The 26,481-nt window shown below is 44.7% G+C and carries 22 protein-coding genes and 3 tRNA genes; 16 read left to right on the top strand and 9 right to left on the bottom strand.

The window, feature by feature from the left end:
* Positions 1-88: 88 nt before the first annotated feature.
* From FTU86_RS04435 to FTU86_RS04425, 3 genes are all read left to right on the top strand, one after another.
* A complete protein-coding gene (locus FTU86_RS04435; protein ID WP_016659947.1) occupies positions 89-742 on the top strand; it encodes a YitT family protein in 654 nt (217 codons plus the stop codon).
* Between the two features lie 188 nt (positions 743-930).
* A complete protein-coding gene (gene folP, locus FTU86_RS04430; protein WP_104471725.1) occupies positions 931-1,782 on the top strand; it encodes a dihydropteroate synthase in 852 nt (283 codons plus the stop codon).
* A gap of 126 nt (positions 1,783-1,908) precedes the next feature.
* Positions 1,909-2,223, top strand: a complete 315-nt coding sequence (locus FTU86_RS04425; RefSeq protein ID WP_045796482.1) for a DUF5713 family protein — start codon at positions 1,909-1,911, stop codon at positions 2,221-2,223.
* A 364-nt stretch (positions 2,224-2,587) separates the two neighbouring features.
* Here the strand turns inward: FTU86_RS04425 and FTU86_RS04420 are convergent.
* Positions 2,588-2,673, bottom strand: a tRNA-Leu gene (locus tag FTU86_RS04420).
* Between the two features lie 199 nt (positions 2,674-2,872).
* Here FTU86_RS04420 and FTU86_RS04415 point away from each other — a divergent pair.
* Entirely contained in the window at positions 2,873-4,642 is a 1,770-nt protein-coding gene (locus FTU86_RS04415; protein ID WP_180048263.1) for an alkaline phosphatase, read from the top strand.
* Between the two features lie 39 nt (positions 4,643-4,681).
* Here the strand turns inward: FTU86_RS04415 and FTU86_RS04410 are convergent, their stop codons facing one another.
* From FTU86_RS04410 to FTU86_RS04400, 3 genes are all read right to left on the bottom strand, one after another.
* A complete protein-coding gene (locus tag FTU86_RS04410; protein ID WP_180048264.1) occupies positions 4,682-5,413 on the bottom strand; it encodes a hypothetical protein in 732 nt (243 codons plus the stop codon).
* 91 nt (positions 5,414-5,504) lie between these two features.
* Positions 5,505-5,590, bottom strand: a tRNA-Leu gene (locus FTU86_RS04405).
* 14 nt (positions 5,591-5,604) lie between these two features.
* Positions 5,605-5,678 (bottom strand) — tRNA-Cys (locus FTU86_RS04400).
* 153 nt (positions 5,679-5,831) lie between these two features.
* Between FTU86_RS04400 and folD the strand changes: the two genes are divergently transcribed.
* Positions 5,832-6,680 carry a bifunctional methylenetetrahydrofolate dehydrogenase/methenyltetrahydrofolate cyclohydrolase FolD gene (gene folD / locus FTU86_RS04395; RefSeq protein WP_005176331.1) on the top strand — a complete coding sequence of 283 codons (849 nt, stop codon included), beginning with the start codon at positions 5,832-5,834 and terminating at the stop codon, positions 6,678-6,680.
* Between the two features lie 169 nt (positions 6,681-6,849).
* The gene (locus tag FTU86_RS04390) at positions 6,850-7,518 is read left to right on the top strand and encodes a methyltransferase (RefSeq protein WP_180048265.1); all 669 of its coding nucleotides are present in this window, start codon (positions 6,850-6,852) and stop codon (positions 7,516-7,518) included.
* Positions 7,519-7,548: 30 nt separating this feature from the next.
* On the opposite strand, the gene FTU86_RS04385 is transcribed toward FTU86_RS04390, so the two are convergent.
* Together FTU86_RS04385 and FTU86_RS04380 are read right to left on the bottom strand one after the other, a co-directional pair.
* The gene (locus tag FTU86_RS04385) at positions 7,549-7,983 is read right to left on the bottom strand and encodes a hypothetical protein (RefSeq protein WP_160241520.1); all 435 of its coding nucleotides are present in this window, start codon (positions 7,981-7,983) and stop codon (positions 7,549-7,551) included.
* Positions 7,984-8,158: 175 nt separating this feature from the next.
* Positions 8,159-9,988 carry a phosphoenolpyruvate carboxykinase (GTP) gene (locus tag FTU86_RS04380; protein ID WP_104470892.1) on the bottom strand — a complete coding sequence of 610 codons (1,830 nt, stop codon included), beginning with the start codon at positions 9,986-9,988 and terminating at the stop codon, positions 8,159-8,161.
* A gap of 416 nt (positions 9,989-10,404) precedes the next feature.
* Between FTU86_RS04380 and FTU86_RS04375 the strand changes: the two genes are divergently transcribed.
* From FTU86_RS04375 to FTU86_RS04355, 5 genes are all read left to right on the top strand, one after another.
* Complete coding sequence (locus FTU86_RS04375) at positions 10,405-11,343, top strand: diacylglycerol kinase family protein (RefSeq protein WP_005176341.1); 939 nt, start codon at positions 10,405-10,407, stop codon at positions 11,341-11,343.
* Positions 11,324-12,082 (top strand): metallophosphoesterase, encoded by a 759-nt coding sequence (locus FTU86_RS04370; protein ID WP_160241518.1) that lies wholly within the window; start codon positions 11,324-11,326, stop codon positions 12,080-12,082. Before FTU86_RS04375 ends, FTU86_RS04370 begins: the two co-directional genes overlap by 20 nt.
* 200 nt (positions 12,083-12,282) lie before the next feature.
* The gene (gene groES, locus FTU86_RS04365; RefSeq protein WP_004810787.1) at positions 12,283-12,573 is read left to right on the top strand and encodes a co-chaperone GroES; all 291 of its coding nucleotides are present in this window, start codon (positions 12,283-12,285) and stop codon (positions 12,571-12,573) included.
* Positions 12,574-12,630: 57 nt separating this feature from the next.
* Positions 12,631-14,265, top strand: a complete 1,635-nt coding sequence (gene groL, locus FTU86_RS04360; RefSeq protein WP_127798938.1) for a chaperonin GroEL — start codon at positions 12,631-12,633, stop codon at positions 14,263-14,265.
* Between the two features lie 202 nt (positions 14,266-14,467).
* Positions 14,468-15,622: a LuxR C-terminal-related transcriptional regulator gene (locus tag FTU86_RS04355; protein ID WP_075167176.1), complete on the top strand. Its 1,155-nt coding sequence runs from the start codon at positions 14,468-14,470 to the stop codon at positions 15,620-15,622.
* Positions 15,623-15,660: 38 nt separating this feature from the next.
* Here the strand turns inward: FTU86_RS04355 and FTU86_RS04350 are convergent, their stop codons facing one another.
* Positions 15,661-16,839, bottom strand: coding sequence for a hypothetical protein (locus FTU86_RS04350; protein ID WP_180048266.1), 1,179 nt, complete (start codon positions 16,837-16,839; stop codon positions 15,661-15,663).
* Between the two features lie 283 nt (positions 16,840-17,122).
* On the opposite strand from FTU86_RS04350, the gene FTU86_RS04345 reads away from it, so the two are divergent.
* From FTU86_RS04345 to FTU86_RS04335, 3 genes are all read left to right on the top strand, one after another.
* On the top strand, positions 17,123-20,233 hold the full coding sequence (locus FTU86_RS04345) for a multidrug efflux RND transporter permease subunit (RefSeq protein WP_180048267.1): 3,111 nt from the start codon (positions 17,123-17,125) through the stop codon (positions 20,231-20,233).
* A 230-nt stretch (positions 20,234-20,463) separates the two neighbouring features.
* Entirely contained in the window at positions 20,464-21,801 is a 1,338-nt protein-coding gene (mgtE, locus tag FTU86_RS04340) for a magnesium transporter (protein WP_180048268.1), read from the top strand.
* 87 nt (positions 21,802-21,888) lie between these two features.
* Entirely contained in the window at positions 21,889-22,479 is a 591-nt protein-coding gene (locus tag FTU86_RS04335; RefSeq protein ID WP_180048269.1) for a DUF4112 domain-containing protein, read from the top strand.
* 96 nt (positions 22,480-22,575) lie between these two features.
* On the opposite strand, the gene htpX is transcribed toward FTU86_RS04335, so the two are convergent.
* Positions 22,576-23,481 (bottom strand): protease HtpX, encoded by a 906-nt coding sequence (gene htpX, locus FTU86_RS04330; RefSeq protein WP_180048270.1) that lies wholly within the window; start codon positions 23,479-23,481, stop codon positions 22,576-22,578.
* Between the two features lie 115 nt (positions 23,482-23,596).
* Positions 23,597-24,439 (bottom strand): lytic transglycosylase domain-containing protein, encoded by an 843-nt coding sequence (locus FTU86_RS04325; RefSeq protein ID WP_034597413.1) that lies wholly within the window; start codon positions 24,437-24,439, stop codon positions 23,597-23,599.
* 511 nt (positions 24,440-24,950) lie between these two features.
* Here FTU86_RS04325 and ttcA point away from each other — a divergent pair.
* On the top strand, positions 24,951-25,874 hold the full coding sequence (ttcA, locus tag FTU86_RS04320) for a tRNA 2-thiocytidine(32) synthetase TtcA (RefSeq protein ID WP_005176370.1): 924 nt from the start codon (positions 24,951-24,953) through the stop codon (positions 25,872-25,874).
* A gap of 216 nt (positions 25,875-26,090) precedes the next feature.
* Positions 26,091-26,474: an SCP2 sterol-binding domain-containing protein gene (locus FTU86_RS04315; RefSeq protein WP_016659963.1), complete on the top strand. Its 384-nt coding sequence runs from the start codon at positions 26,091-26,093 to the stop codon at positions 26,472-26,474.
* The last annotated feature ends 7 nt before the right edge of the window (positions 26,475-26,481 follow it).

Raw genomic sequence — 26,481 nt, 5'->3', positions numbered from 1 at the left:
AAAACGCAATAAAAATACCACGTGCCACAAGCACACACATGCCATTCACCACAGACCATAAGTACAGGGTGAACAGGGGATTCTCAACATGAATAACCAATCTAATCCAAGCGCGCTAAAAGCTGCACCTCTACCATCGATGCATCCGCTTAAACATAGTTATATGGATGACAGTCTGGCCCTGTTTTCGGGAACGCTGTTTGTCGGAATTACCCTGATTCTGTATGAACAGGCAGGTCTGCTGACCGGGAGTACCGCAGGGATTGCTTTTGTGCTGCACTATGCAACTGGCTGGTCGTTTAGTTTGCTGTATTTTCTGATTAATCTGCCGTTTTACTGGTTTGCGTGGCGCAGACTGGGCAAAAGCTTCACGCTGAAAACCTTTATTTGTGTGGCCTTACTTTCTTTATTGACCTATATTGTGCCGCAATATTTGGACATTCATTATTTGCATCCACTTTTTGCCGCCATTGCCGGTGGCTTAATGCTGGGAACTGGTATTCTGTTTTTGGCCCGGCATCAATCGAGTTTGGGCGGCGCCACCATCTTGTCGCTGTATTTGCAAGACAAAGCTGGCATCAGTGCCGGTAAAGTACAAATGGCCATTGATTGTGTGGTCGTTGCATTGGCCTTTGGGGTAATGCCGTATCAGCAGGTGTTGTGGTCTATCTTGGCAGCGGTGATTATGGGTATCTTTTTGGCCCTCAATCATCGGCCGGGGCGTTATCAAGGTCAGTCATAATCTCCTGTCTTTAATAGGGGATCTATCAGCTGTTTTGTCGGACGAAAAAAATGATCCCTTTTGTGAAATTAAGCCGACTGTCCAAGCTGTTGCAATATGCAAATAAGCCGCAGTTTGACATCTAAGGCTTTACTTTACTGAATTATCCATAAGACAATATTTGCCTTATTGTGAATGAGGAGAAAAACATGCAGCTGATGCCATTACCGCAGCGTCAATGGAGCTTTGGAGCTTTAACTTTGGATCTGTCTCAGCCGCATGTGATGGGAATCTTGAATGTAACCCCGGACTCGTTTAGTGACGGGGGGCAGCACAATGAAAAAGAGCAGGCGATTGCCCGTGCCAAACAGATGATTGCTGAAGGTGCTACCGTCATTGATGTGGGGGGGGAATCGACCCGTCCCGGCGCAGCGGTGGTGGAAATTGAGGAAGAAATCCGCCGGGTGGTGCCTGTGGTCGAGGAGCTGGCCAAACTGGATGTGGTGATTTCAATTGATACTTCACAGCCGGAAGTGATTCGTGCGGCAGTAGCGGCCGGTGCACATATCTGGAATGATGTGCGGGCTTTAACCCGTCCTCAGGCGCTGGAAACCGCAGCTGAATTAAATATTCCGGTGATCATCATGCATATGCGCGGTGAGCCAACCACCATGAATAATCTGGATCAATATGAAGATGTCACTACAGATGTTATTCGTGAACTCTCGCAACGGGTTCAGGATGCACTGGATGCCGGGGTCAAGGCTGAAAACATTATGATTGATCCGGGCTTTGGTTTTGCCAAAAATGCCCAGCAAAATCTGCAATTGCTAAATGAGTTCCATAAACTGACTGACATGGGTTATCCAATTTTATCTGCCTTGTCGCGTAAACGTTTTATTGGCAGTGTGCTGGATGCCGCAGAGCCACAGCAACGTGCAGTTGGTTCAGCTACTGCGCATTTGCTGAGTATTCAGCAGGGTGCCTGTATGGTGCGCGCGCATGATGTGAAAGCTACCGCCGATGCCATTAAAATCTGGCAGGCGATGCAATTGGCTTAAGGGCTGCTCTATACCAGCCTGCTTTATATCATATAGGTATTCAAATCTCGCTCAGTTTGGCTTTTCAGGGGCTTTGTGCTATATAGCCTGTCTTGAATTTGACCTTTTGTAGTTTTGAGTGCCTGTATGTTTACAGATTTACTTCTCCCCATGTTTGACGATGACTATTATCCCGATATTCTGGTCGCTGAAATCAAACAGTCCATTGAACAGTTTGCGAAAAAAGTCGCCAAGCCGAATTTATCCGAGGCTGATATTTATCACTTCGCACATGAAACGGTAAACGTTATCAACAAGATGAAACCACAATTTGAAGATCTGGATTCCTCACTGGATGATACTGCGGCGGACTATATTGCCGAAGCGATGATGATGGTGCTGCAAGATGCTGGCTATTTTGAGCTGGAAATGGAAGAGCTGGTATCGAATCGAGAGTGGTAAGCCGCTCTCTTTTTTTATGATGGAATGATCTGGGTTTGAGATGATTCCATCGCTCAATCTTACAGGGTGTCCAGTAAATAGCAGCTCTGTTTCGGATATGCTTTAGTCCTCTCATCTACCTGCACGACCTACTCAGCAGGTTACTCTGCTGTACGGGCGTTTCTTGATCATATTAAATGCTTGATTCATCGGCGGCATAAATGCTTGAAAAACAGCTTGGCAAGGTGAGTAGGGTGACCTGATATTTTATTCTTCTTTTTATATTTCTTCTCTTTCTATTCAATCTGTTTTTATTAAATTTCGGGCATAAAAAAACCAGCTTGACGCTGGGTAATTTATTGCACCATTTTAAGATCTATTAAAATGGTGCCCGAGGCCAGACTCGAACTGGCACGCTTTGAGGGCGGGGGATTTTAAATCCCCTGTGTCTACCGATTTCACCACTCGGGCATGTGCGCAATAATAGAGGAGGATGGAAAACTTGGCAAGTAAATTTGCTTACAATTGCTTTCTTTTCAAGCAAATCATTGTATTAGCCTAAACTCGAAGCAGGCTGGATGTCGACTGTCATCATTTTTTCATCAAAATGAGATCAAAGCTAAACCTCGGTTTTCTAAGGTAGTGCAAATAAAAACAACAGGAAAACCGTATGACAACGCACATGAACCGTCGCGAACTGATTCAAAAAACCATTGCAGGTTTTGGGGCACTGTCTTTGCCACTCAGCTTAACTGCCTGTGGCGATGATGATCCAGAGCATTCATCTCCTGATGCGTCACAAATACAATTTTTACATGGTGTGGCCAGTGGTGACCCATTGGCAGACCGGGTGATTCTATGGACCCGTCTTAGCCCCGAAGATACGGCCATGCGTCTGGAAGTACAATGGGAAATCGCGACCGATCAGGCGTTTCAGCACATTGTAAATACGGGCAAAGTGCTGACCACACAGGCGCAGGACTTTACCGTCAAAGTTGATGCAGACGGTTTGCAAGCCAATCAGACCTATTTCTACCGTTTCCGCTATGGCGCGCAAAGCTCACCGGTAGGCCAAACCAAAACCTTGCCGCTTGATACTGCTGCTGTAAAGTTTGCGGTCTGTTCCTGCTCCAACTATCCGGCCGGTTATTTCCATGTCTATAAGGAAATGGCCAAGGAAAATCTGGATGTGGTCATCCATCTGGGTGATTATATTTATGAATATGGCGCCGATGGTTATGCCACTGAAGATGCGGAAAAACTGGGACGTACCTTGGCCGCAGATAACAATCAGGAAATTATCCGTTTAGATGATTATCGCAAGCGTTATGCCTTATATCGTGGAGATGCCGATTTGCAGGCAGTGCACCAGCGTCATCCGTTTATTGTAATCTGGGATGACCACGAGCTAACCAATGACACTTGGATGGAAGGGGCGGAGAATCATCAGGACAACGAAGGTGATTTCTTTGCACGCAAGTTGGCTGCATTGCAGGCCTATTTTGAGTGGATGCCAATTCGTCCGGTCTCTGAAAATGACCATCTGAATATTTATCGCCAGTTTAATTTCGGTCAGCTGGTGCAGTTAAATATGCTGGATACGCGGGTATTGGCGCGTCACAAGCAGCTGGATTATGCCAATTATTTAACCGCGACCGGTCTGGATGCCGCCCGATTTAGCGCAGATTTAACCGACAGTAACCGTACCTTGCTTGGCCGTACTCAGTTTACCTGGTTGGCGCAGCAGCTGACTCAATCTCAAGCCACCTGGAATGTGCTGGGGCAACAGGTGCTGATGGCGAAAATGCTGATTCCGGCGGAAATCTTGCAGGTGCTCGGGCAAATCACCAGTGGTCAGGCAACCGTAGAGACCTTGGCCAATGTCGAGCGGATGCTGGTAGAACTGGTCACATTGAAAAGCCGTTATTTACAGGGCGATCCCACTTTAACCGCACAGGAAAAGGCCCGTATTTTGACCGTGGTGCCGTATAATCTGGATGCCTGGGATGGCTATGCTTATGAGCGTGAAGCACTGTATAGCGTATTGGGTCAACTGGGTAAAAAAGTGGTGGTGCTGGCGGGCGATACTCATAATGCCTGGTCTGCACAGCTGTATGATGCCCAGCAGAACTTTGTCGGGGTGGAGCTGGCCACCAGTTCGGTGTCCTCTCCGGGGATGGAGAAATATCTGCAGATTCCGGCGGCCAAGCTATACGAATTTGAATTTGCCTTTAATACCCTGATTGATGAGCTGAGTTATTGCAACCTGAATCAGCGAGGTTATCTGACCGTCAGCTTTACGGCAGATGAGATGCTGGCCGAGTGGAAATTCGTGAACACGGTCAAAGCAGCAGATTATCAACTGGATGATGCGCGTTATCATCGTCTGCAATACACGCCGGCTCTGGTGGAAATTAAAGACCTGCCGGCCAGTGCTTAAACCCTGTTTCTATAAAAAACCGGGATTGTCCCGGTTTTTTTATTGGCTGATTTCGTTGAGATAACTGTCCAGATCAATAAATTTAATCTGCTGCGCAAACTTGTGTTCAAACTTCATGATTTGCTGATGCAGATTGGCGTATTTCATCCGCTGTAGTGCCAGGTCTGCATAGCGTGCCGAACTTTTGGGATAAAAGTACATTTTTAGGTGGGTATTACGAAGCTGACGATGTGACCAGTACGCTGCACGGCGAATCTGCTGCAAACAGTATTGCTGTTCTGGTGTAGCCTCATGACGAAACAGGTTTTCTTTATAAAAACGTACAAAGCCAAAACTCAGGGCAAAAAAGAACAGTACGCCTTGCAAGAATACGCTTTGCCAGTAATAGACATTCAGCGCCTGCACTAAAATCACGATCGCCAGTTTGATTGGGGTATGGCGGAGCATGCGATATAAGGCCGCTGCACTGTGTTTGAGTTGGTAAATCACATAGGGTGTCGTGAGCATCAACAGCAACATGAGCGCTAAAATTGCCATACTTTTGCTTTGTGCGGCATCAAACTGTGGCAAGTGCTGCTGAATCGCATCTGCAAAGACCATCGACAGCGGAATAAAAATCAGCAGGGCCAGCACCCAGGGGAGGATTTCTTTCCACTCATCCAGCATGCCTTTGATTTTTATTGCGCCATACAGCAGAAAATTGCGTTTAAATGCAGCCGGATGGTGTTGTTGTAGCTGTTGTAGAAAAAGCAGGGGCTGTTGTGGGGGCATGGGCAGGATCAACGCAGAAGCTAAATTGCAGGCATAAAAAAACCAGCTTGACGCTGGATTCTTTACTGCACCATTTTAAGATCTGTTAAAATGGTGCCCGAGGCCAGACTCGAACTGGCACGCTTTGAGGGCGGGGGATTTTAAATCCCCTGTGTCTACCGATTTCACCACTCGGGCATTTTTACCAAGATTGGAGGCGGAGGTCGGAATCGAACCGGCGTCCACGGAGTTGCAGTCCGCTGCATGACCACTCTGCCACCCCGCCACGTCTTGGTGATGCACATATTAGCAAGCTCTGGAAAAAAAACAATACTATAAATCGCGCATATGCACATAAATTCGGCATATGAAAGAAAATTGCCTAAATTATCATGTATTATTTGCAAAATTGATTCCTATCAACATTTGGAGATGTGCCGTGGCATTAGTTTTGGATGGTCGTGCATTAGCAAAGCAAATTGAAGCTGACTTGTTAACACGCGTAGAAGCATTAAAGGCGAAAACAGGTCGTACCCCAATTCTGGCGACTATTTTGGTAGGTGACGACGGTGCATCTGCAACTTATGTACGTATGAAAGGGAATGCCTGCCGCCGTGTCGGTATGGACTCTTTAAAAATCGAGCTTCCACAGGAAACCACCACTGAGCAGTTATTGGCTGAAATTGAAAAGCTCAATGCCAATCCTGATGTACACGGTATCCTGTTACAGCATCCGGTACCGGCACAAATTGATGAGCGTGCCTGCTTCGATGCCATTTCACTTGAAAAAGATGTCGATGGTGTAACCTGCTTGGGTTATGGTCGTATGGCGATGGGTGAAGCGGCCTATGGTTCGGCAACGCCAGCGGGCATTATGACCATTCTGAAAGAAAACAACATCGAAATCGCGGGTAAACATGCGGTGGTGGTTGGTCGTTCGGCTATTCTGGGTAAACCAATGTCGGCGATGCTGCTAGAAGCCAATGCAACCGTAACTACCTGCCACTCACGCACACAAAATCTGGCTGAATTCGTGAAGCAGGCAGATATTATTGTGGGCGCAGTTGGTAAAGCTGAATTGATTCAGAAAGACTGGATTAAACCGGGTGCAGTGGTTGTTGATGCGGGCTTCCACCCACGTGAAGGCGGCGGTGTTGGTGATATCCAACTCGTTGGTATCGAAGACATCGCTTCTGCTTACACACCAGTGCCAGGTGGTGTTGGTCCGATGACGATTACAACCCTGATTCGTCAAACGGTTGAAGCGGCTGAGAAAGCGCTGGGTTAATCAAATCCTCCCTAACCCTCCACTTGCGCTAGATTTAAAAGCAGTGCTTTAAATTTAGCTCAGGAGGGAACTTTGATATCTATTCTTTTTTAGATGAAAGTTCCCCTCTTTTTTAAAGAGGGGTTAGGGAGATTCTTTAAAGATATAAATACCAATTAAAAGAAACCCAATGAGCTGCACCTTTCAATTTCCTAAAGCCCCTGAACATCTATTAAACGCTTTGCATGATGTGATTCCACATTGTGAACTGCAGGCACAGCAATTGCCGGATACACCCATCTCGTTGTGGCTGATTCCACCAGTATTTCCCACCGATAAACTCGATGATGAAGTCATCCGCCGGATCTGGAATGATACGCCGTACTGGATTTTCTGCTGGGCCTCAGGATTGGCCATGGCGCAGTGGTTGCTGGCTGAACCACATCATGTGAAAAATAAAGTGGTGCTGGATTTTGGCGCAGGTTCAGGTGTGGTGGCGATTGCTGCCAAAATGGCAGGTGCCAAGCGGGTGATCTGCTGTGATATTGATCAGGTCAGTCTGGATGCCTGTCGAGTCAATGCCGAACTCAATGATGTCGAACTGGAATATCTTGATGATCTCTACAAAGCCGAGCAGGTTGATGTACTACTCGCAGCGGATGTGCTATACGATCAATGCAACCGTTTTTTCCTGGATGAGTTTTTAAAATTTGCCCCAGAAGTGTGGGTGGCGGACAGCCGGGTGAAAAACTTTAGCCATCCCAAATATGAAAAGCTGGATGAGCGTAGTGCCACCACTTGGCCCGATTTAGATGAGTCGCCCGAATTTCGTAATGTCAGTTTTTATAAGACGCTGTAAACAGCGTCTTTTTTATTGGCTTGCAGAAGCTTAAGAGCAGGTATAGCGCACCACAGTTAAAGTGCTTGGGCGGGCAGTGAGGGCATCACGTGTGGCCGGATTTTCACTGCTGTGCAGGCTAGGGGTATTCGACAGGCTGAAGGTGGCACGGGTATCGCCAATTTGACGTCCTGGAGCAGTAAGATTATTACCGGCCGCCGGGTTGGCAATTTCATTGACGCTGAGAATATTTAATTTAAAGACTTTATTGCTGGCCAGCACTTTCTGGCAGGCACGTTGTAGGCGCTGTTCATCTAATTGCTGATTGTTGCGTGTTGCAAGGGTGTAAGCCAAGGTGGCTGTGCTGTCAGTGCGGCTTTCGATCTGATAACCGACATTGCCATTAAATTCGCGTGGCCCACTCTGGCAGGCAGTGAGCAGGGTAACCGTACAGGCAAGTCCTAAAAGTTTATAAGTATTGTTCATCGCTATTATGGCTCATGATCTCTAATTTATACTTTCAAGTATGCCATAAAAGCCTGACCTGGGGACGACTGCTTTCCTCAATGATGTGTTGAAATTTATTGCCGGTAAAATGTAGCGTGTATAGGCAGGCAATAAAAAAGGCCGCTTTCGCGACCTCTTTCATGTTAATCAGCAATTAAGCAGATTTAACCGCTTCTAAAAGCTCAGCTTGACGTTTTTTCAATGCTTCTGGTAAACGATCACCCAGTTTATTGAATAACTCAGTGTGGCTTTCCAGTTCTTTGATCCATTGATCTTTGTCTTGTGCAGTCACAGTTTCAAATTGCTCTTTAGAGAAATCTAAACCAGTCCAGTTCAGCTGTTCGTAAGTTGGAACGCGGCCAATTGGAGTGTCTACAGCATCTGCACGACCTTCACAACGGTCAATGATCCACTCAAGTACACGCATGTTTTGACCGAAACCAGGCCATACGAAGTTGCCTTCAGCATCACGACGGAACCAGTTCACGTTGTAGATACCAGGCAGTTTGTTACCTGCAGCTTCAGCTTTCGCACCCACTTTCTCACCCATTTCTAACCAGTGAGAGAAGTAGTCCGCCATGTTGTAACCTGCGAATGGCAGCATTGCGAATGGGTCACGACGAACGATACCTTGTTGACCAACCGCAGCAGCAGTGGTTTCAGAACCCATGGTTGCCGCTTTATACACGCCATCAACCCAGTCAAATGCTTCTGAAATTAGAGGCACTGTGTCTGCACGGCGACCACCAAAGATGAATGCAGAGATTGGAACACCTGCTGGATTTTCCCAGTCAGCATCAATTGAAGGACATTGACCTGCAGATACGGTGAAACGCGCGTTTGGATGCGCTGCTTTTTCTTCACCAGTATGTGGTTGACCTTTCCAGTTGGTCAGGTTGGCAGGTGCTTCTTTAGAAAGACCTTCCCACCATACTTCGCCATTGTCAGTCACAGCAACGTTGGTATAGATCACGTCTTTGTGCAGCGTCGCCATACAGTTCGGGTTAGTTTTGGTGTTTGTACCAGGTGCTACACCGAAGAAACCAGCTTCAGGGTTGATTGCGTATAGACGACCATCTTCACCTGGTTTGATCCAGGCAATATCGTCACCTACAGTTTCAATCTTCCAGCCTTCATAACCAGCTGGTGGAATCAGCATCGCGAAGTTGGTTTTACCACATGCAGATGGGAATGCCGCTGCGATGTAGTGTTTTTCGCCTTGAGGATTGGTCACGCCAAGAATTAGCATGTGTTCAGCTAACCAGCCTTGTTGACGACCCATGAACGATGCAATACGTAACGCCAGGCATTTTTTACCTAACAATGCGTTACCGCCGTAACCTGAACCGTAAGACCAGATTTCACGTGTTTCTGGATAGTGCACGATGTATTTTTCTTTGTTGCAAGGCCATGCAACATCTTTTTCACCTTCGGCAAGCGGAGCGCCTACAGTGTGTACACATGGAACGAATTCGCCATCTGTACCTAATACGTCATAAACAGCTTTACCCATACGAGCCATTTTAGACATGCTGACTGCAACATAAGGAGAGTCAGTTAACTCGATCCCGATGTGTGCAATGTGTGAACCGAGTGGACCCATTGAGAATGGAACCACATACAGCGTACGACCTGCCATTGAACCGTCAAATAAACCGTTCAATTTTTCGCGCATTACTGCAGGCGCTTCCCAGTTGTTGGTCGCACCGGCATCTTCCTGGTTTTCAGAGCAGATGTAAGTACGGTCTTCAACACGAGCTACGTCAGAAGGATCAGAGTTTGCAAGATAAGAACCAGGGTGAGTTTCTTGGTTAAGCGCTTGCATTGTGCCGTTAGCGATCATCAAGTCGATATAACGTTGATATTCTTCTGCGCTACCGTCACACCATTCAATTTTTGCTGGTTTTGTTAATTTAGCAATCTCTTCCACCCAAGCAATAAGCTTAGGGTGACGAACGAATTCTGGTGCGTTCACTTGGGTCATGGTGAGGCCTATCTAAAATGTGTACAAACTGTTGTACAAAGTACAATCTGAGAGATGAAATGAACCGCTCAGATGAAATATGAAAAAAAAGTGGCTGTATTAAAGCACAAAATGACGAAAAAAATAAGACTAAAGGACTAAAGGAATTATTTTGGTAGTTAATGCAATCTAAATGATAAGTTTATAAAAAACAAAAAGATAATGTTTAAATAAGGGGGTATCTTATTTATTTTTTATATTTATGTATATTATTTAATTTATTTATTTCTTTTTAAAACAATAATTTATATCTAAATTTTTTCTGAGAATCATTATTGATTAAATAAATGGTGGTAATTCGATTTTTACATAAAGGTGCTTTAAATTTCCACTTAATTGGCTGAAATTAGAACAAATGCTTTAAAAATGTGGACAAAATGTCTGAACAATTCAAGCCATTGTCTATTGTGTATAACAAAAAATCAGGCTTTCATGCGACCCATAAAACCGAGGTGTATGAAGAGCTGATCCAGATTTTTTCCCAATACGGTTTTGAAATCCAGTCCTTTGATATTGAACAGTATGCCAGTTTTGATGAATTAATGGCGCAGGTATTTTTACGTCATCAGGACCCGGACAATTATGGCGTGGTGGTGGCCGCAGGGGGCGATGGCACCTTGAATGCTGTGGCGGCCAAACTAATTCATACCGATATTCCCATGGGCATTTTACCTTTAGGTACCTTTAACTATGTGGCCCGCGTATTTGATATTCCGGTGGATATTATTCAGGCAGCGCATGTGATTGCAACCGGCCGGCCACGCAAGGCGCATATCGCGCGGATCAATGAACACATCTATTTAAACAATGCCAGCCTGGGGCTATATCCTTTATTTATCCAGAAACGGGAGCTGTATAACCGCTATTTGGGTCGCTTTCCTTTACATGCCTATACCTCCGGTCTGGATGTAATGATTCGTCATCGCAAGGAACTGAAATTAAAAGTTGAAGTCGATGGCAAGCTGTTTCCGGTGAAAACTCCGTTGGTATTTTTTGGCAATAACCAGCTGCAATTGTCGGAGATGAATTTGCGTATTGCTGCAGCGGTGGCACAGGGCAAGGTGGCCGGCATTGTGGTGGCGAAAAGCGATAAGTTGACCTTGTTTAAAATTTTATGGCAGCTGGTGAAAGGGGAAATTGAACAAGCGCCCGATGTATATACTTTTGCTGCAGATCAGGTGGTGATTCATGCACAACTAAAAACCATGCAGGTGGCCATTGATGGTGAAATTGTCCGGATGCGACCACCGCTAATAGTCACAGTGGAAAAAAATGCCTTAAATATGATGGTGCCTTATGATTCTGCATCTGTCTGATTTGCATTTTGGCACCGAAAAGCCGGCCTGCATGGCAGCCATCCGGCAATTTTGCCTGGAGCATCAGCCTGAAGCGATAGTGGTCAGTGGTGATTTAACCCAGCGTGCGCGTTTTAAACAGTTTTATGACTGTAAGCAGTTTCTCGACAGCCTGGAGCGGCCGTATCTGGTGGTGCCGGGCAATCATGATATTCCGCTATTCGATTTATGGACCCGTTTTGTTAATCCATTTGCGCGTTATCAGCTGTTTTTTGGCAAGATGGAAACTGTGCTGGAAACCGAGCATTTTTTTCTGATTGGTTTAAACAGTATCCGGCGGCGTTACCATACCCGCGGGCATATTTCGCTGGCGCAAATCCAGCTGGTCGATCAGATTCTGGCCGCGGCGCCGGCGCATAAAATCAAGCTGATTGCTGCGCATCAACCGTTTTATACCCCGCCGGATGATCCGCATGGGGTAAAAGACTGTCCAATGCTTGGCAAAATGGCGCTGGAAAGCTGGAGTCAGCATGGCCTGTTCGGGCTGTTGCATGGTCATCTGCATCAGTCCGCAGTCTATGATTTAAACCAGATTTATCATTTGCAGGCCAGTCATCCTGTGCTGGATATTCATGCCGGCACGGCGCTGTCTTATCGTCTGCATCATCGTTTTAATAACAGCTTTAATGTGATTCATGACAGCGGTGAAATTCAGGCCTATTTTTTTAATGAACGCACACAAAAATTTGAACCGTATTAAAAATATGGGGAATAAAGCGACAGTGGTCTGATGGCTGGCGAAAAAAAAGACAAAAAACAGATTTTTTTTCATTTTTCCCCTTGAAGCGTTTTTTTCCATCCCCACAAAAGTGACATCTAAAATTCATTTTGATGATGACCAAAGGAATAAATAAGTCGTCATCAGTTATCTAACGAAGACTTAGTCTGATGGAGTTATTTATGAGCAACATTCGTCCATTACATGACCGTGTAGTAATTCGTCGTGTCGAAGAAGAAACAAAAACTGCTGGCGGCATTTTATTGCCAGGTTCTGCTGCTGAAAAACCTGCTCAGGGTGAAATCATTGCAGTTGGTAATGGTCAAATCACAGACAATGGCGTACGTGCATTAGATGTGAAAGTTGGCGATAAAGTATTGTTTGGTACCTATGCCGGCACCACTGTAAAAGTAGACGGTGAAGAACTGCTTATTATGAAAGAGTCTGACATTTTAGCTGTTTTAGAAGGCTAATTTCTCACTAACTCAATGGTTATCAGATTTAGTTAAGATTTAAAATTGGAGTAAATCATGTCAGCTAAAGACGTAAAATTTGGTGATTCAGCTCGTAGCAAAATGATTGCGGGTGTCAACATTCTTGCAGATGCAGTGAAAGTAACGTTAGGTCCTAAAGGCCGTAACGTGGTGATCGACCGTTCTTTCGGCGCACCGCACATCACTAAAGATGGTGTTTCTGTTGCGAAAGAAATCACGTTAAAAGACAAGTTCGAGAACATGGGTGCACAACTGGTTCGTGAAGTGTCTTCTAAAACCAATGACATTGCAGGTGACGGTACCACAACTGCAACTGTATTGGCGCAAGCTATCCTGAACGAAGGCATCAAGTCAGTGACTGCGGGTATGAACCCAATGGACTTGAAACGTGGTATCGACATCGCGGTGAAAACTCTAGTTGCTGAAATCAAATCAACTGCACAACCTGCATCTGATTCGAAAGCAATTGAGCAAGTGGGTTCGATCTCTGCAAACTCTGACACCACTGTAGGTGCTTTAATTGCGCAAGCAATGGAAAAAGTGGGCAAAGAAGGCGTCATTACTGTTGAAGAAGGTTCAGGCTTCGAAGATGCGCTTGACGTTGTAGAAGGTATGCAGTTTGACCGTGGTTATATCTCGCCATACTTCGCCAACAAACAAGACACGCTCACTGCTGAACTTGAAAACCCGTTCATCCTGCTGGTAGACAAGAAAGTCAGCAACATCCGTGAACTGATTACGGTTCTTGAAGCAGTTGCAAAAACCGGTAAGCCACTATTAATTATCGCTGAAGATGTTGAAGGTGAAGCGCTTGCAACGCTTGTTGTGAACAACATGCGCGGCATCATCAAAGTATGTGCGGTGAAAGCACCTGGCTTCGGTGACCGTCGTAAAGCAATGCTGCAAGACATCGCGATCTTGACTGGTGGTACTGTGATTTCTGAAGAAATCGGTATGCAGTTAGACCAAACAACGCTTGAACACTTAGGTACTGCACACAAAGTAACTGTATCTAAAGAAAACACCGTGATTGTGGATGGTGCGGGTAACGCAGGCCAAATCGCTGAGCGTGTTCAACAAATCCGTGCGCAAATCGAAGAATCGACTTCTGAATACGATAAAGAAAAACTTCAAGAACGCGTTGCTAAATTGGCAGGCGGTGTAGCAGTGATCAAGATCGGTGCTGCAACTGAAGTTGAAATGAAAGAGAAAAAAGACCGCGTAGACGACGCGCTTCATGCAACTCGCGCTGCAGTTGAAGAAGGTGTGGTTGCTGGTGGTGGTGTTGCACTGGTACGTGCTGCCAAAGCACTTGACGGTGTAACAGGTGCCAACGATGACCAAAACGTAGGAATCAACATCCTGCGCCGTGCAATCGAAGCGCCGCTTCGTCAAATCGTGGCAAACGCAGGTGATGAACCATCTGTTGTGATCAACGCTGTGAAAAATGGTGAAGGTAACTTCGGTTATAACGCTGCAACTGGTGAATACGGCGACATGCTTGAAATGGGTATTCTTGACCCAGCGAAAGTAACCCGTTCTGCACTTGAGCATGCTGCATCTGTTGCGGGCTTAATGCTCACAACTGAGTGCATGATCACTGAAATCCCGGAAGAAAAACCAGCAATGCCTGACATGGGCGGCATGGGTGGTATGGGCGGCATGATGTAATACATCTGCTGGTCATTCGATCATAAAAATCCCCGCAATTGCGGGGATTTTTTTATATGCAGGTCAATAAAAAACACAATGCAGTAAAACTAAACTTAATGCATAAAAAAGTAAGAAATAGATAAATGGTTCAAAAATAATTAAATGTATGATGAGCTTTTGTATTAAATTGGTAGGGCTTAATGATTAAGCTGGGGGTGAGATGAAAGAACAAGAACACCAGATCATTGGGTTAATTTATGATGCCGCGATGGATACGCGTTTATGGCCGCAAGTAATTGAAGCCATTGTGCACTACACCAACAGTAAAACCGCGATTTTTACCGCTTTGGACCAATTGAGTCCAAGTTATGACTTTGTGCATACTTATAATATTCCGCAAGCCTGTATTGATGCCTATCAGGACGAACGGATTAAAGTCATTGATATGAAACTGCATGCGCCGTTATGGCAGCAAATCGGGGTGGGGGATACTATTGAACAAAACTTGCAGTCCTATGGCCAGATGCCAGGCACAGATGAATATATCTTTTATGAGCGCTGTCTGGAACCAACCGGGATTTGTCATATCGCAGCTGTTTTACTTGATCAGGGGCAACATCGTTGGGCGGTCTTGGGTATTCACCGGGCGCCCGATGCTCAGCCTTATAGTCCGGAAGAGCATGAATTTCTTAAGCGGATCGGTAAGCATTTACGCCGGGCACTACAAATTCATCGGCAGCTTTGTCAGGCCAAGCAGCAGAAACTGGCTTTAGGTCATATTCTAGATCACTTAAAAACAGGCGTGCTGCTACTCGATCAGCAGTCCTGTTTAATTTATGCCAACAGTAAAGCTCAGGAAACACTCAATCGCTCCAGTCTGATTGAGCTGGACCGTTATAATCGTTTAAAGGTAGGACGCGGTTTTCAGGCCAAACTCGATCAGCTCATTGAGGGGGCTGGTTCGGACTTAAGTCAATGGAATAAAGAACCAGGCGGGGTGATTGAGCTGACAGCAGCTGATCAGAGTACCTTAATGCTAACGGTGATTCCTTTTAATTTAAGCCAGCTAAAAAATACTGAAGGACTACCAGAACAGGCCTATGTCGCGGTTTTTGTGACTGAAACCGGGCAGAAATATTATTTAGCCAAAGATTATTTAAAGCAGCAGTATCACTTGTCGAATCGGGAAGTTGAGTTATGTGAGGTGCTGATTAATGGTTATAAACTTGAAGAGATTGCAGAGCATTGCAAGCTGACGTTAAGCTCGGTGCGTACCTATTTTAAGAATATTTATGAAAAAACCGGGTGTACATCGCAGATTGAATTGATGCATTTATTAATGGGCTGTACCATTCATTTTGAGCATATTGGTTAAAGCTGCCTAAGTCTAGCTTAGACAGCTTCTAAGAGTTTTTAGTTACTACGTTGTAGTGTAACAGGGTCTTCGCCTTGCGGATGCAAGGTCAGGCTTGTTCCTGAGATGCTATAAGTTGCATTAACTTTACTGCCATCCCAAGAGTCTTGTAATCCACTACATTCGTTGGTGTCATATAAGACTTCTGTTGGTGTAAGCGTATTTGCTGTAATGGATAACTTACCATATTCAATTCCAGCCCAACCGCAATCGTCACCACCTTCTCCATCTAGGAAGAAGTAGTAGTTATTGTCAAAGAAAGCAAAGATTTGAGTTTCTGAGAACTTCCAAGTGCCGACTAAACCTGATGATTGTTTTACACGTGTCAGCTTATATGTACTATTTGCACCAGGTTCATGCAGAATTAAATAAGTGCCATCCGAGCTTAGAGTGTAGGGTTTACCATCACTAGCATGAGACAGACCTGCTGTACCATTTGTATCGTGAGTAATAGTTGGCTCAAAGCTGTTGTTTAAAGGGTTCCATAGAAGCGAGCCTAATTCAATCCCTGCTTGACTTTCAGCATCTTTTGGAGAAGCTTGTCCGAGTATATAATTACCATTCGTTAATATGTGTATCACTGCTACACTATTATTTTCATGCAATTGCCATGTGCCTGCGATATCTTTATAAAAAACTTGTTGTTGTTTAATAACGATTTCATCAGGGCTTACTAAGACTTGATCATTTAAGAGGTTAGTTTCTGAAATTTGAGTAGAGAAATTCTCAAAGGGTTGATCGAAAGTAATGCTAGGAATGTTTTTTAACTTCTCAAGTATTTCATCACTAATTTGCACTCCATCAGTATCAGGGTCTGAATCTAAAGCATCAATAAAGCTGAGTAGATTCTTTTGGGCAGTTTCATCTGTGAATAAATCTGCAGGAGAAATATTATCCTGAGCTGTAACTAGTCCACCAATTTGTACACCACTAATACTGAATTGAACTTTATCTCCAGATTGGTATTTAAAAGTTTTATTCTCTTCTGTAAGTGTGCCACTTATACCAGAACTGGTTTCATAGCTTACATTATCGACAGAACTATTTAAAAAAGTACCGTAATTCTCAGTGGTTTGATTTGATGGTGGTGGATTCTGATTGCTACCAGAATCATTGTCTGAACCGCCACATGCACTGAGTAAGCCTGCTAAAGTTAAGCATAATATAGTTTTTTTCATCACGAATTCCTTGTTATTCAAATTGTCATGTCTGCAGTATAGAAATTAGATGAGTTTAGGTGCTATCCCAAAATTGGGAGGGTATAAGCCAAATATGTGAGGAATGATGGAGAAACAAGCATATTTTTGTGACAAAACTGCATTTTTTGATAGGTCGTCATAGAAGATCTATTTAGCTGTGGTAATTTGAGAAACCCTTTTAAGCTTTCTGATTTTGCTGATAAATTTGATGCTCTAGCAAGACTTAAATAACAACGCTGCCACCGAAAAGTGATCCTGTTTTATGCTGTCAAAATTTTTTATTGAACGTCCTATTTTTGCTGGAGTCCTGGCCATTATTGTCATGGCGTTTGGTATTTTTTCCACTTTAGGTTTACCGGTCGAGCGTTATCCGGATATTGCCCCGCCCCGCATTACCGTGAGTGCCACTTATACTGGAGCTTCGGCAGAAACAGTGGAGGAGAGCGTGACCCAGGTGCTGGAGCAGCAGATTCGAGGGCTGGATCATCTGCTGTATTTTAGCTCGAGCAGTGATTCTTCGGGGCGCAGCCGTATCAGTATCAGTTTTGAAAATGGCACAGACCCAGATACCGCACAGGTGCAGGTGCAAAATGCGATTAACAGCGCCATTAACCGTTTGCCTGAAGATGTACAGCGCCAAGGCGTGAATGTGTTCAAATCTCTGGGTGATACCCATATGGTCATCGGGTTGTATGACAGCGCTGGTCACAGTTCCAATATTGAACTGTCCGATTATATGATGACCCATCTGGAACAGGATCTGGCGCGTATTGAAGGCGTGGGTGAGGTGGATGTCTTCGGTTCGCAATATGCCATGCGAATCTGGTTGAATCCTTTAAAACTGAAACAGTATGCCTTGATGCCAAGCGATATTCGGGCCGCTGTTGAAGCCCAGAATACCCAGGTGGCAGCCGGCAGTATTGGCGATTTACCCACCGCAACCGATCAGTATTTAAATGCCAAAGTCACCTCCGGTTCACGTTTAAAAACTGTCGAAGAATTTGAAAATGTAATTTTAAAGTCGGCCCAGGACGGCAGTTTTGTTTATTTAAAAGATGTGGCGCGGGTCGAGCTGGGGGCAGAAAATTATCAGTCCTTTAATACGATTAACGGCTATCCTTCAGCTGCGCTGGGCATCTCCCTGGCCTCTGGCGCCAATGCACTGGCGACCTCGGCTTTAATCCAGCAGGAAATTGATCATCTCTCCAAACAGTTGCCTGAAGGCTACAAGATAGTCTATCCACGCGATAATACGCCGTTTGTGAAGGAGTCGATGAAAGAGGTGGTAAAAACCCTCATTGAAGCGATTATTCTGGTGGTGATCGTGATGTTCCTGTTTTTACAGAACTGGCGCGCTACCTTAATTCCGACCATCACCGTACCGGTGGTGATTTTATGTACCCTGACAGTGCTGTATGTGCTGGGCATGACCATCAATACCTTAACCCTGTTTGCGCTGGTACTGGCGATTGGCCTGCTGGTCGATGATGCGATTGTGGTCGTAGAAAATGTTGAGCGTTTGATGCATGAGCAGCAGCTTTCAGCCAAACAGGCGGCAATCCAGTCGATGCAGGAAATTAGCGGGGCACTGGTCGGGATTACCTTGGTGCTGACCGCGGTGTTTATTCCGATGGCATTTTTTGGTGGCTCGACCGGGGTCATCTACCGTCAGTTTTCCATCACCCTGGTGGCCGCGATGTCCTTATCTTTGCTGGTGGCACTGATTTTAACCCCGGCCTTATGTGCCTTAATTTTAAAGCCAAAGCAGAAAACCGCCCGATGGGCCGCCTGGTTTAATCAGAAACTGGAAAATCTGAAACAGCATTATCTGCGTTCTTCAAGCTGGACCCTGCAACATCGCACCATCTGTCTGGTGATTTTTGTGGCTTTAATCGGGGTATTTGCCTTGTTCTATCGAGCCTTGCCGACCAGCTTTATTCCAAGTGAAGATCAGGGCATGCTCACGGTGCAATTTAAGTTGCAAGAAGGCGCGCCCCTGTCAAAAAGCCGTGAAGTTGGTGAAACGATTCGTGCCTATTTTATTGAACAGGAACAGGCCAATGTTGATCTGGTGATGATTCGCTATGGCCGTAACTTCTCCGGCACTGGCCAGAACTTGGGGCAGGGCTTTATTGCGCTGAAACACTGGGATGATCGTTCGGGCAGTGACAATGCTGCGCAGGCAATTCGTGAGCGGGCCATGCAGCATTTCCAGCGTCATCCAGATGCGCAGATTATGATTGGGATGCCGGCCTCGGTGCGCGGTTTAGGCCAGACCGATGGCCTGCAGTTTTGGCTGCGAGATTTAAATGGGCAGGGCCGTGATTATCTGGAGCAGCAATTCCAGAGCCTGCGCAGTCAGGCCGACCGTTATTCCAGCTTTGCCAATCTGGATAAAAAATCCAATCCGGAAAAAGCCGAGCTGAATGTCAATATTCATCAGAAACAGGCCATGGCCAATGGCCTGAGCCAAGGCGCGATTAACAGCACCTTGTCGGCGGCATGGGGCGGCAGTTATATCAATGACTTTATTGATCGTGGCCGGATTAAACGGGTGATTATGCAGGGTGATGCCGAGTTCCGTGCCACCCCGGAAGATTTGCAGGCCTGGTCGGTCCGTAATGCCAACGGGCAGATGGTGCCGTTTGGTAATTTCTCTACCCTGAGCTGGGGCGGCGGACCAGAAGTGGTGAACCGGTTTATGGGCTATACCGCACTGGAAATGGAAGCCGATACCGCAGCCGGTGCCAGCTCTGGTCAGGCCATGCAGGATATTCAGCAGCTGGTTGACCAGCAGGACGGTGTCGATCTGGCCTGGAGTGGATTGTCTTATGAAGAAAATCAGTCCAGCGCTCAAGCCTTAATTTTATATTTGGTTTCAATTGGTTTTATTTTTCTGTGTTTGGCTGCCTTGTATGAAAGCTGGAGCATTCCAACCGCAGTAATGACTGCAATTCCATTGGGTATAGGTGGCAATATTCTATTTAGTTATTTTGCCGGCTTTCCTAACGACATTTATTTTCAAATTGCCTTACTGACCACCATTGGTTTGTCTTGTAAAAATGCAATATTAATTGTGGAATTTGCCTCTGTGGCGCAGCAGCAGGGAAAACAAGTGGTGCAAGCTGCTTTAGAAGGTGCGAGTTTACGGCTTAGACCAATTTTAATGACTTCATTGGCATTTGGCGCAGGTATTTTACCGTTAGTCTTCGCTTTTGGTGCAGGTGCTGCAAGCCGTCAGGAAATTGGCGTGAGTGTGTTGGGTGGGGTAGTGTTTGGCACAATTCTAGTCTTAATTTTTATTCCGTTTATGTATGTATTGATACGTACTCTATTTAAGCCCAAGTCCGTTAAAAGAAACATAAGTGATTAAATTGTTTAGGTTTCGTTGTAAAGGTTGAGAAATGTAACAGTTTTTCGTAGTATTGCTGCGCCGTATAAGCGGTTTGATGAGGATTAAATCCCTAAATGGACAGGCACAGTTGTCAGATACACCAAATTTCAAACATTTATATTTACCAACATTATTATGTGGGTTCATTCGGCAAATAAAATAAGAGCCGTTGCGGCCCTATTACATAGGTTGGATAATAGGGGGCGAGCATGAGCTACAACAACTTTTTATATCTTTTAAATGATGCATTAAGCAAGCAAGATATTGCATTGGCATTAGACTCTGTTAAAACGTTTAAAGCCGCAGATTTGGCTGATATTTTGGCACAATTACCTTTAGAGAATAGTCAAAAGCTGCTACTGCATCTTCCTGCACGCGCCTATGTATTTTCATATCTCAAACCCGAAGAACAAGTAAAATTTGCACACGGTTTAACGCGAACAGACTTGGCTGAAATTATGGGCGAAATGCCTTCAGACAAGCGTGTCGATTTATTTAAATGTTTAGATCACGAGCAGCAAAATACTTTATTGCCTGCATTGGCACAGGCCGAGCGTGAAGATATTCGGCAGCTCTCTTCTTATGTAGAAGGTACGGCAGGGGCCATCATGAGCTCCGAATATGCCACCTTAAAACCGAATATGTCGGTAAAAGATGCCATTAAAATGTTGCGTTATGAGGCACCCGATTCGGAAACCATTTATTTGGCCTATGTACTTGATGAAGCAAGAAAGCTGCTGGGTGTTTTATCGCTCAAACAATTAATACTTGCCGAAGAACAAAGCAATATTAGTGATTTAATGGCGACCGATATTATTTTTGCATATTTTGACAGCGATCAGAATGAAGTAGCCAAAACCATTGCTCGTTATGACTTACTGGCATTACCCATTATAGATCATGCCGGTGTGATGGTGGGTATTGTGACACATGATGATGCAATGGATGTGGCCAGAGAAGAGGCAACAGAAGATTTTTTAAAATCTGGTGCTGTCGATGCATCATCTAAATTGAGTCTTAAATCTGCCCCAATATTGCAACTCTATCAAAAACGGGTGTATTGGCTGGTATTTCTTGTTTTTGGCAGTTTGTTATCCGGGATTGGCATTGCACATTTTGAAGACATTATTGCCGCAAATATTGTATTGGTTTTCTTTTTGCCCTTATTGGTTGGCAGTGGTGGAAATGCCGGCTCTCAATCTGCAACGCTGATGGTGCGTGCATTGGCAACGGGCGATATACATTTTAGGGACTGGTTTTACTTGCTGGGACGTGAAAGTTTGGTTGCCCTGTGTCTGGGCGGAACCATGGCACTTGCAGTTTCACTTTTGGGATATTACCGCGGTGATGAAATGGTCGCTTTAGTGCTTGCTCTGAGTATGATGGGTATTGTGCTTTTGGGCTGTTTAATTGGAATGAGTTTGCCTTTTATGCTAAATCGTTTTGGATTTGATCCTGCAAGCGCCTCTGCGCCATTGGTGACCTCTATTTGTGATGCGACAGGTGTTCTGGTTTATTTATTTATCGCTTCACAGCTATTGCTATAAAAGTATAGACAATAAATACATATACATATTTTCAATTTATACTTTATTCTCAGGGCTATAACAGAAATGTTTGAATAAGGCTAAAGCATGGTTGCGGTTGAAAAAGAAAAAAAATTAACACGGCAAGAAGTCGTACGTTTGGAGCGCGATTTAGCCAAATTCGCCAATATGATGGATTCAGTGGTACGGATTCCATTTACCAAGCAGGGTGTCGGGGCTGATGCTGCTCTGGGTACACTGCCCGTGGCAGGAGATGTTGCTGGTTTTGCCTTGACCTGCTATGCCATTTATAAAGCCAAACAAATTGGTGTGCCGCAAAGTAAACTTACGCCAGTCATTAAACTGGCTGTGGTAGATGCAGTGGTCGGTTTTGTGCCAATTGTCGGAACAGTCTTTGATGTATTTATTCGTCCGAGTCGTAAAGCTTTAGATGTGGTGCATAGCCATATACGTGAAGAATATCAAATTCAGAGTGAACACCATGTCACGCATCCTTTTTTACATGAGCAATTAGAACGTAAACAGCAACAGTCGGCATTTTGGCGTAATCCTGTTGTGGCATGGCTTTGGATTCATTTACCCGATTTATTGGGAGTACTGTTTTTAATCTTGCTCGTTTGGGCTATGTGGTTGGGCGCAAACTGGTTGTGGCAGTGGTCACAAACTTTTGCAGTATAAAATAAGTAAAGTTTGGCTTTTGGCTTGTATGCAGTTATAAAAAAAGCTTCCCGAAGGAAGCTTTTTTGTTGTGAAAGCACAATGTGTTGAACAGTCTTAAGGCAAGTTTAATTGTTTTAATGCCGCAACACGTTGTTCAATGCTCGGGTGAGTTTGGAACAATGCAGCCAAACTAAAACCTTGTTCTTTACCTGCAGAAATTGCAAAAGCTTTCATTTCTTTTGGCATAGCATCTGGCATTTCAGACTCTGCTTGTAAACGTAATAACGCAGAAATCATAGCTTGTTTACCTGCCAAACGTGCACCTGCTTCATCTGCACGGTATTCACGTTGACGCGAGAACCACATCACAATTGAAGACGCCAAAATACCAAAGACAATATCTAATACAATGGTAATTGCAAAGTAAGCCAAGCCTGGGGCTTCGCCATCTTCACGACCAAAGACATTACGGTCAATAAAGTCACCTGCAATACGAGCAAAGAACATAACAAATGCGTTCACAACACCTTGAATCAGTGCCAGTGTAACCATGTCACCATTGGCCACGTGACCAATTTCGTGCGCCAGTACGGCACGTAATTCATCTTTGTTCATACGCTCCAGCAGACCGGTTGAAACCGCCACCAAAGCATCATTCTTGTTCCAGCCGGTTGCAAAGGCATTCGACTGATAAGAAGGGAAGATACCCACTTCTGGCATTTTAATGCCAGCACGTTGCGACAATTGTGCAACTTCATTTAATAACCACGCTTCAGCCTGGTTACGTGGGGCATTCGGGTCAATCAGCTCTGTACCGGTGGTTTTTTTCGCCATCCATTTAGACATGAACAGGGAAATTAAAGAACCGACCATACCGAAGACAAAACAGATGACCAACAGGTTGCCTAGATTTAAGCCACCCGCGCCATGGTAACTACCGACACCGAAGAGTGACAAAATAATGCCAGCTACAACCAGTACCGCGAGGTTGGTTAGCAAGAACAAACCAATCCGCATCATTGAGTAAATCCTCTTAAAATGAAAATGTAATCTGATTCATAAATCATGCAAGTAAATATGCGGTGAATGTATTAAAAATTCAAGAAAAAATCGTGAAAATCAACAAAAAATCGTCTTAGTCCGAAATGGTGATTCGGGCTGCAGCAGAGGCATGTGCCGTAGCATAGGAGCGGACCGGTGCATCGGTAAAGCTGCCATCTGCGGCAACAATAATTTCACGCGATGGGCGTGCAGGCTGGGCTGCAGTTAAATGCGAACCAGAAGAAAGCGTATTGGATTGGGCCAGTAACGGTCCCTGATCGCTACTGCTGACACCACCGGCATACAGATTGTGATAACGGCTGGTCACGCGGCGCACATAGTCCTGAGTTTCACGGAAGGGCGGAATGCCACCGTATTTGGCGACATTGCCTTCACCGGCATTATAACCGGCCAATGCTAAGGATGTATTACCGTTAAAACGTTTTAGTAACCAGGCCAGATATTTGGCCCCGGCCATAATATTTTCATAAGGATCGTAGGCATTAGAAACCTGAAAACGTTTGGCAGTGGCCGGCATCAGCTGCATTAAGCCTTGGGCCCCGACCGGAGAGCGAGCATTGACATTAAAGCCGGACTCGGTGTGCATGACGGCTTTAATCAGCCCAGACGAAATACCGTGGCGCTGCGCGGCCTGCTGGATAATATGGTCAAAGGCATTTTTATTGCGGCTATAGCTTGGTAAGACCGATGCTTCAGAGCTGCCCCAGTTGCTATAACGATGAATATTGCTGTCGGGATAATACGTCACTTTGACTTTTTTCAGGGACTGGTCTGAACTTTTACGATTGGTCAGCAGGGTAGAGCCATTATTGTCTTTATAGACATAAATCTGTCCGGCATGACTGTGCGATGCAACCGCAAGCAGCGTCACACATCCCCAAAAAGCCAGTTGTTTAAAATGTAATCTTTTATACATTATCGTATTCATTATGGTAACGAAGTTCATACTGTCCCCAAACAGGTGGTTTGAGTTTAACAAAAAAAACATTGATGAAAAGAGTCTTTACATTTATTTCCCCGTTTACTTTGTAAAAATCAAGCCCTGTTTGCTGACAGAACAATCAAAAAAAATATTTATTTTTTTTTTATTCTGGTCTGCTTGACACACTTAAACCATTGATTTTAATTATAAATAAAATTGATTAAAAAATGATCAATTTAAATAGAAGCCTTCAATTGCAGGCAAGTGACCTTGTCAAGTTGTTTTAAATCCACAAATTTATCCACAGCTTTTGTGGAAAACTGTGGAAAAGTCCAAAAGATAAGCATCTTGCTTAAAAGATGAACGCAAACGTTCAAATTAGCATAAAAATAAAGACAGCGAGATGACAAAAAAATGACAAGCAGGAAATTACATTCTTTTGATGCGTGCCGGGACTGAATCGGCTAAAATTGCGCGGTATTTTTTTTATGGGTAAATCTCGTCTATGTTCTCGCCAGTTGAGTCCGATCAAGGATTTAATTTTAAACCAGAACTGCCAACCAGCTCTGCGTATTACCGTTTGCTGAAAAAGCTGCGTCGCCAGGTGGGTCATGCCATTCGTGATTACAAGATGATCGAAGACGGTGACAAGGTCATGGTGTGTATTTCGGGTGGTAAAGACAGTTATACCTTACTGGATATTCTGTTGCAGTTTAAACGTATTGCCCCGATTCATTTTGATGTGGTGGCGGTGAATCTGGACCAGAAACAGCCGGGCTTCCCTGAAGATGTGCTGCCGCGTTATCTGGAAGAAAATAATATCCCGTATTATATTCTGGAAAAAGATACCTACAGTATTACCAAGCGTCTGACCCCGGAAGGCAAAACCTACTGTGCAGTGTGTTCGCGTCTGCGTCGTGGTTCACTGTACGGCTTTGCCCAGGAAATTGGGGCAACCAAGGTGGCACTGGGGCATCATCGTGATGATATTCTGGCGACTTTCTTCCTGAACCTGTTCCATGGCGGCAGCTTAAAGGCAATGCCACCGAAGCTGTTATCTTCCGACAAGAAGAATATGCTGATTCGTCCACTAGCTTATGTGGAAGAAAAAGACATCATCAAATACGCGCAAATGCGCCAGTTCCCGATTATTCCATGTAACCTGTGTGGTTCGCAGGAAAATCTGCAACGTGCGATTATCAATGACATGCTGCGTGAATGGGACAATGCCCATCCAAAACGTCTGCACAGTATTTTTGGTGCATTGCAAAATGTATCACCATCGCAACTGGCAGACCGCGAGCTGTTTGACTTTGAAGCACTCGATAGCGAGCGCGAGTTTGACTTTAAAGGCAGTTATTCGCACGAGAATGAAGATGGTCAGTCCAACCGCATCAACATGGTCAATTTAGGCTATGCAGCTGACTAAATAGTCAAAAAAAGCATTGAACTTCAGTTCAGTGCTTTTTTTATATATTTGAATTATTTCAATATTGTATTAAAAATATAAAATTTGAACGCATCGTACAAAAAATCTTAGCCATCTTTTATGATTACATGCTATAACAGGTCACAAGCATCATTGCTTCACAAAAATGTTGTCTGGACAGGCGACACAAATGAACAAATAAATTGAGGAATAATCATGCCTGCTTTTTTATCTGATGATTGGTTTGCAACCGTAGAGAACCTGACGGCTCAAGCTGGTGACTTAAATTTACCACCTGCGCTTGCGAATCTTGCAATTAATTTGGTTGTTACGGATGCTTCAGGCAATACAGAATTAGCTTTAGACGGTGGCAAAATCCAGAAAGGATTGTCTGCAAATGCAAAAACAACCCTGAATATGGATGCTGAGACCTTACGTAAAGTGTTCCTGGAGTTTGATATGGCTGCAGCCATGCAAGCCTTCATGACCGGTAAAATCAAAGTACAAGGCGATATGTCTCAATTAATGGCATTGCAAACTGCAAAACCAAGCCAAGAGCAAAAAGACCTGTTCAAAAACGTTTTGGCGCAAACCACCTGATTGTGAC

The sequence above is a fragment of the Acinetobacter sp. YH12155 genome, assembly GCF_013418255.1.
Classification (GTDB): domain Bacteria; phylum Pseudomonadota; class Gammaproteobacteria; order Pseudomonadales; family Moraxellaceae; genus Acinetobacter; species Acinetobacter indicus.
This window is presented reverse-complemented; position numbering and strand designations above follow the sequence as displayed.

Bases quoted from the DNA above. Each gene is read 5' to 3' on its own strand.
- FTU86_RS04335 (WP_180048269.1), top strand. From the start codon at position 21,889: ATGGTTGCGGTTGAAAAAGAAAAAAAATTAACACGGCAAGAAGTCGTA.
- FTU86_RS04410 (WP_180048264.1), bottom strand. From the start codon at position 5,413: ATGCCCCCACAACAGCCCCTGCTTTTTCTACAACAGCTACAACAACAC.
- groES (WP_004810787.1), top strand. From the start codon at position 12,283: ATGAGCAACATTCGTCCATTACATGACCGTGTAGTAATTCGTCGTGTC.
- FTU86_RS04380 (WP_104470892.1), bottom strand. From the start codon at position 9,988: ATGACCCAAGTGAACGCACCAGAATTCGTTCGTCACCCTAAGCTTATT.
- FTU86_RS04370 (WP_160241518.1), top strand. From the start codon at position 11,324: ATGATTCTGCATCTGTCTGATTTGCATTTTGGCACCGAAAAGCCGGCC.
- FTU86_RS04325 (WP_034597413.1), bottom strand. From the start codon at position 24,439: ATGTATAAAAGATTACATTTTAAACAACTGGCTTTTTGGGGATGTGTG.
- FTU86_RS04435 (WP_016659947.1), top strand. From the start codon at position 89: ATGAATAACCAATCTAATCCAAGCGCGCTAAAAGCTGCACCTCTACCA.
- FTU86_RS04375 (WP_005176341.1), top strand. From the start codon at position 10,405: ATGTCTGAACAATTCAAGCCATTGTCTATTGTGTATAACAAAAAATCA.
- folP (WP_104471725.1), top strand. From the start codon at position 931: ATGCAGCTGATGCCATTACCGCAGCGTCAATGGAGCTTTGGAGCTTTA.
- FTU86_RS04415 (WP_180048263.1), top strand. From the start codon at position 2,873: ATGACAACGCACATGAACCGTCGCGAACTGATTCAAAAAACCATTGCA.
- ttcA (WP_005176370.1), top strand. From the start codon at position 24,951: ATGTTCTCGCCAGTTGAGTCCGATCAAGGATTTAATTTTAAACCAGAA.
- FTU86_RS04345 (WP_180048267.1), top strand. From the start codon at position 17,123: ATGCTGTCAAAATTTTTTATTGAACGTCCTATTTTTGCTGGAGTCCTG.
- FTU86_RS04315 (WP_016659963.1), top strand. From the start codon at position 26,091: ATGCCTGCTTTTTTATCTGATGATTGGTTTGCAACCGTAGAGAACCTG.
- htpX (WP_180048270.1), bottom strand. From the start codon at position 23,481: ATGATGCGGATTGGTTTGTTCTTGCTAACCAACCTCGCGGTACTGGTT.
- FTU86_RS04390 (WP_180048265.1), top strand. From the start codon at position 6,850: ATGAGCTGCACCTTTCAATTTCCTAAAGCCCCTGAACATCTATTAAAC.
- FTU86_RS04350 (WP_180048266.1), bottom strand. From the start codon at position 16,839: ATGAAAAAAACTATATTATGCTTAACTTTAGCAGGCTTACTCAGTGCA.
- groL (WP_127798938.1), top strand. From the start codon at position 12,631: ATGTCAGCTAAAGACGTAAAATTTGGTGATTCAGCTCGTAGCAAAATG.
- FTU86_RS04355 (WP_075167176.1), top strand. From the start codon at position 14,468: ATGAAAGAACAAGAACACCAGATCATTGGGTTAATTTATGATGCCGCG.
- mgtE (WP_180048268.1), top strand. From the start codon at position 20,464: ATGAGCTACAACAACTTTTTATATCTTTTAAATGATGCATTAAGCAAG.
- FTU86_RS04425 (WP_045796482.1), top strand. From the start codon at position 1,909: ATGTTTACAGATTTACTTCTCCCCATGTTTGACGATGACTATTATCCC.
- FTU86_RS04385 (WP_160241520.1), bottom strand. From the start codon at position 7,983: ATGAACAATACTTATAAACTTTTAGGACTTGCCTGTACGGTTACCCTG.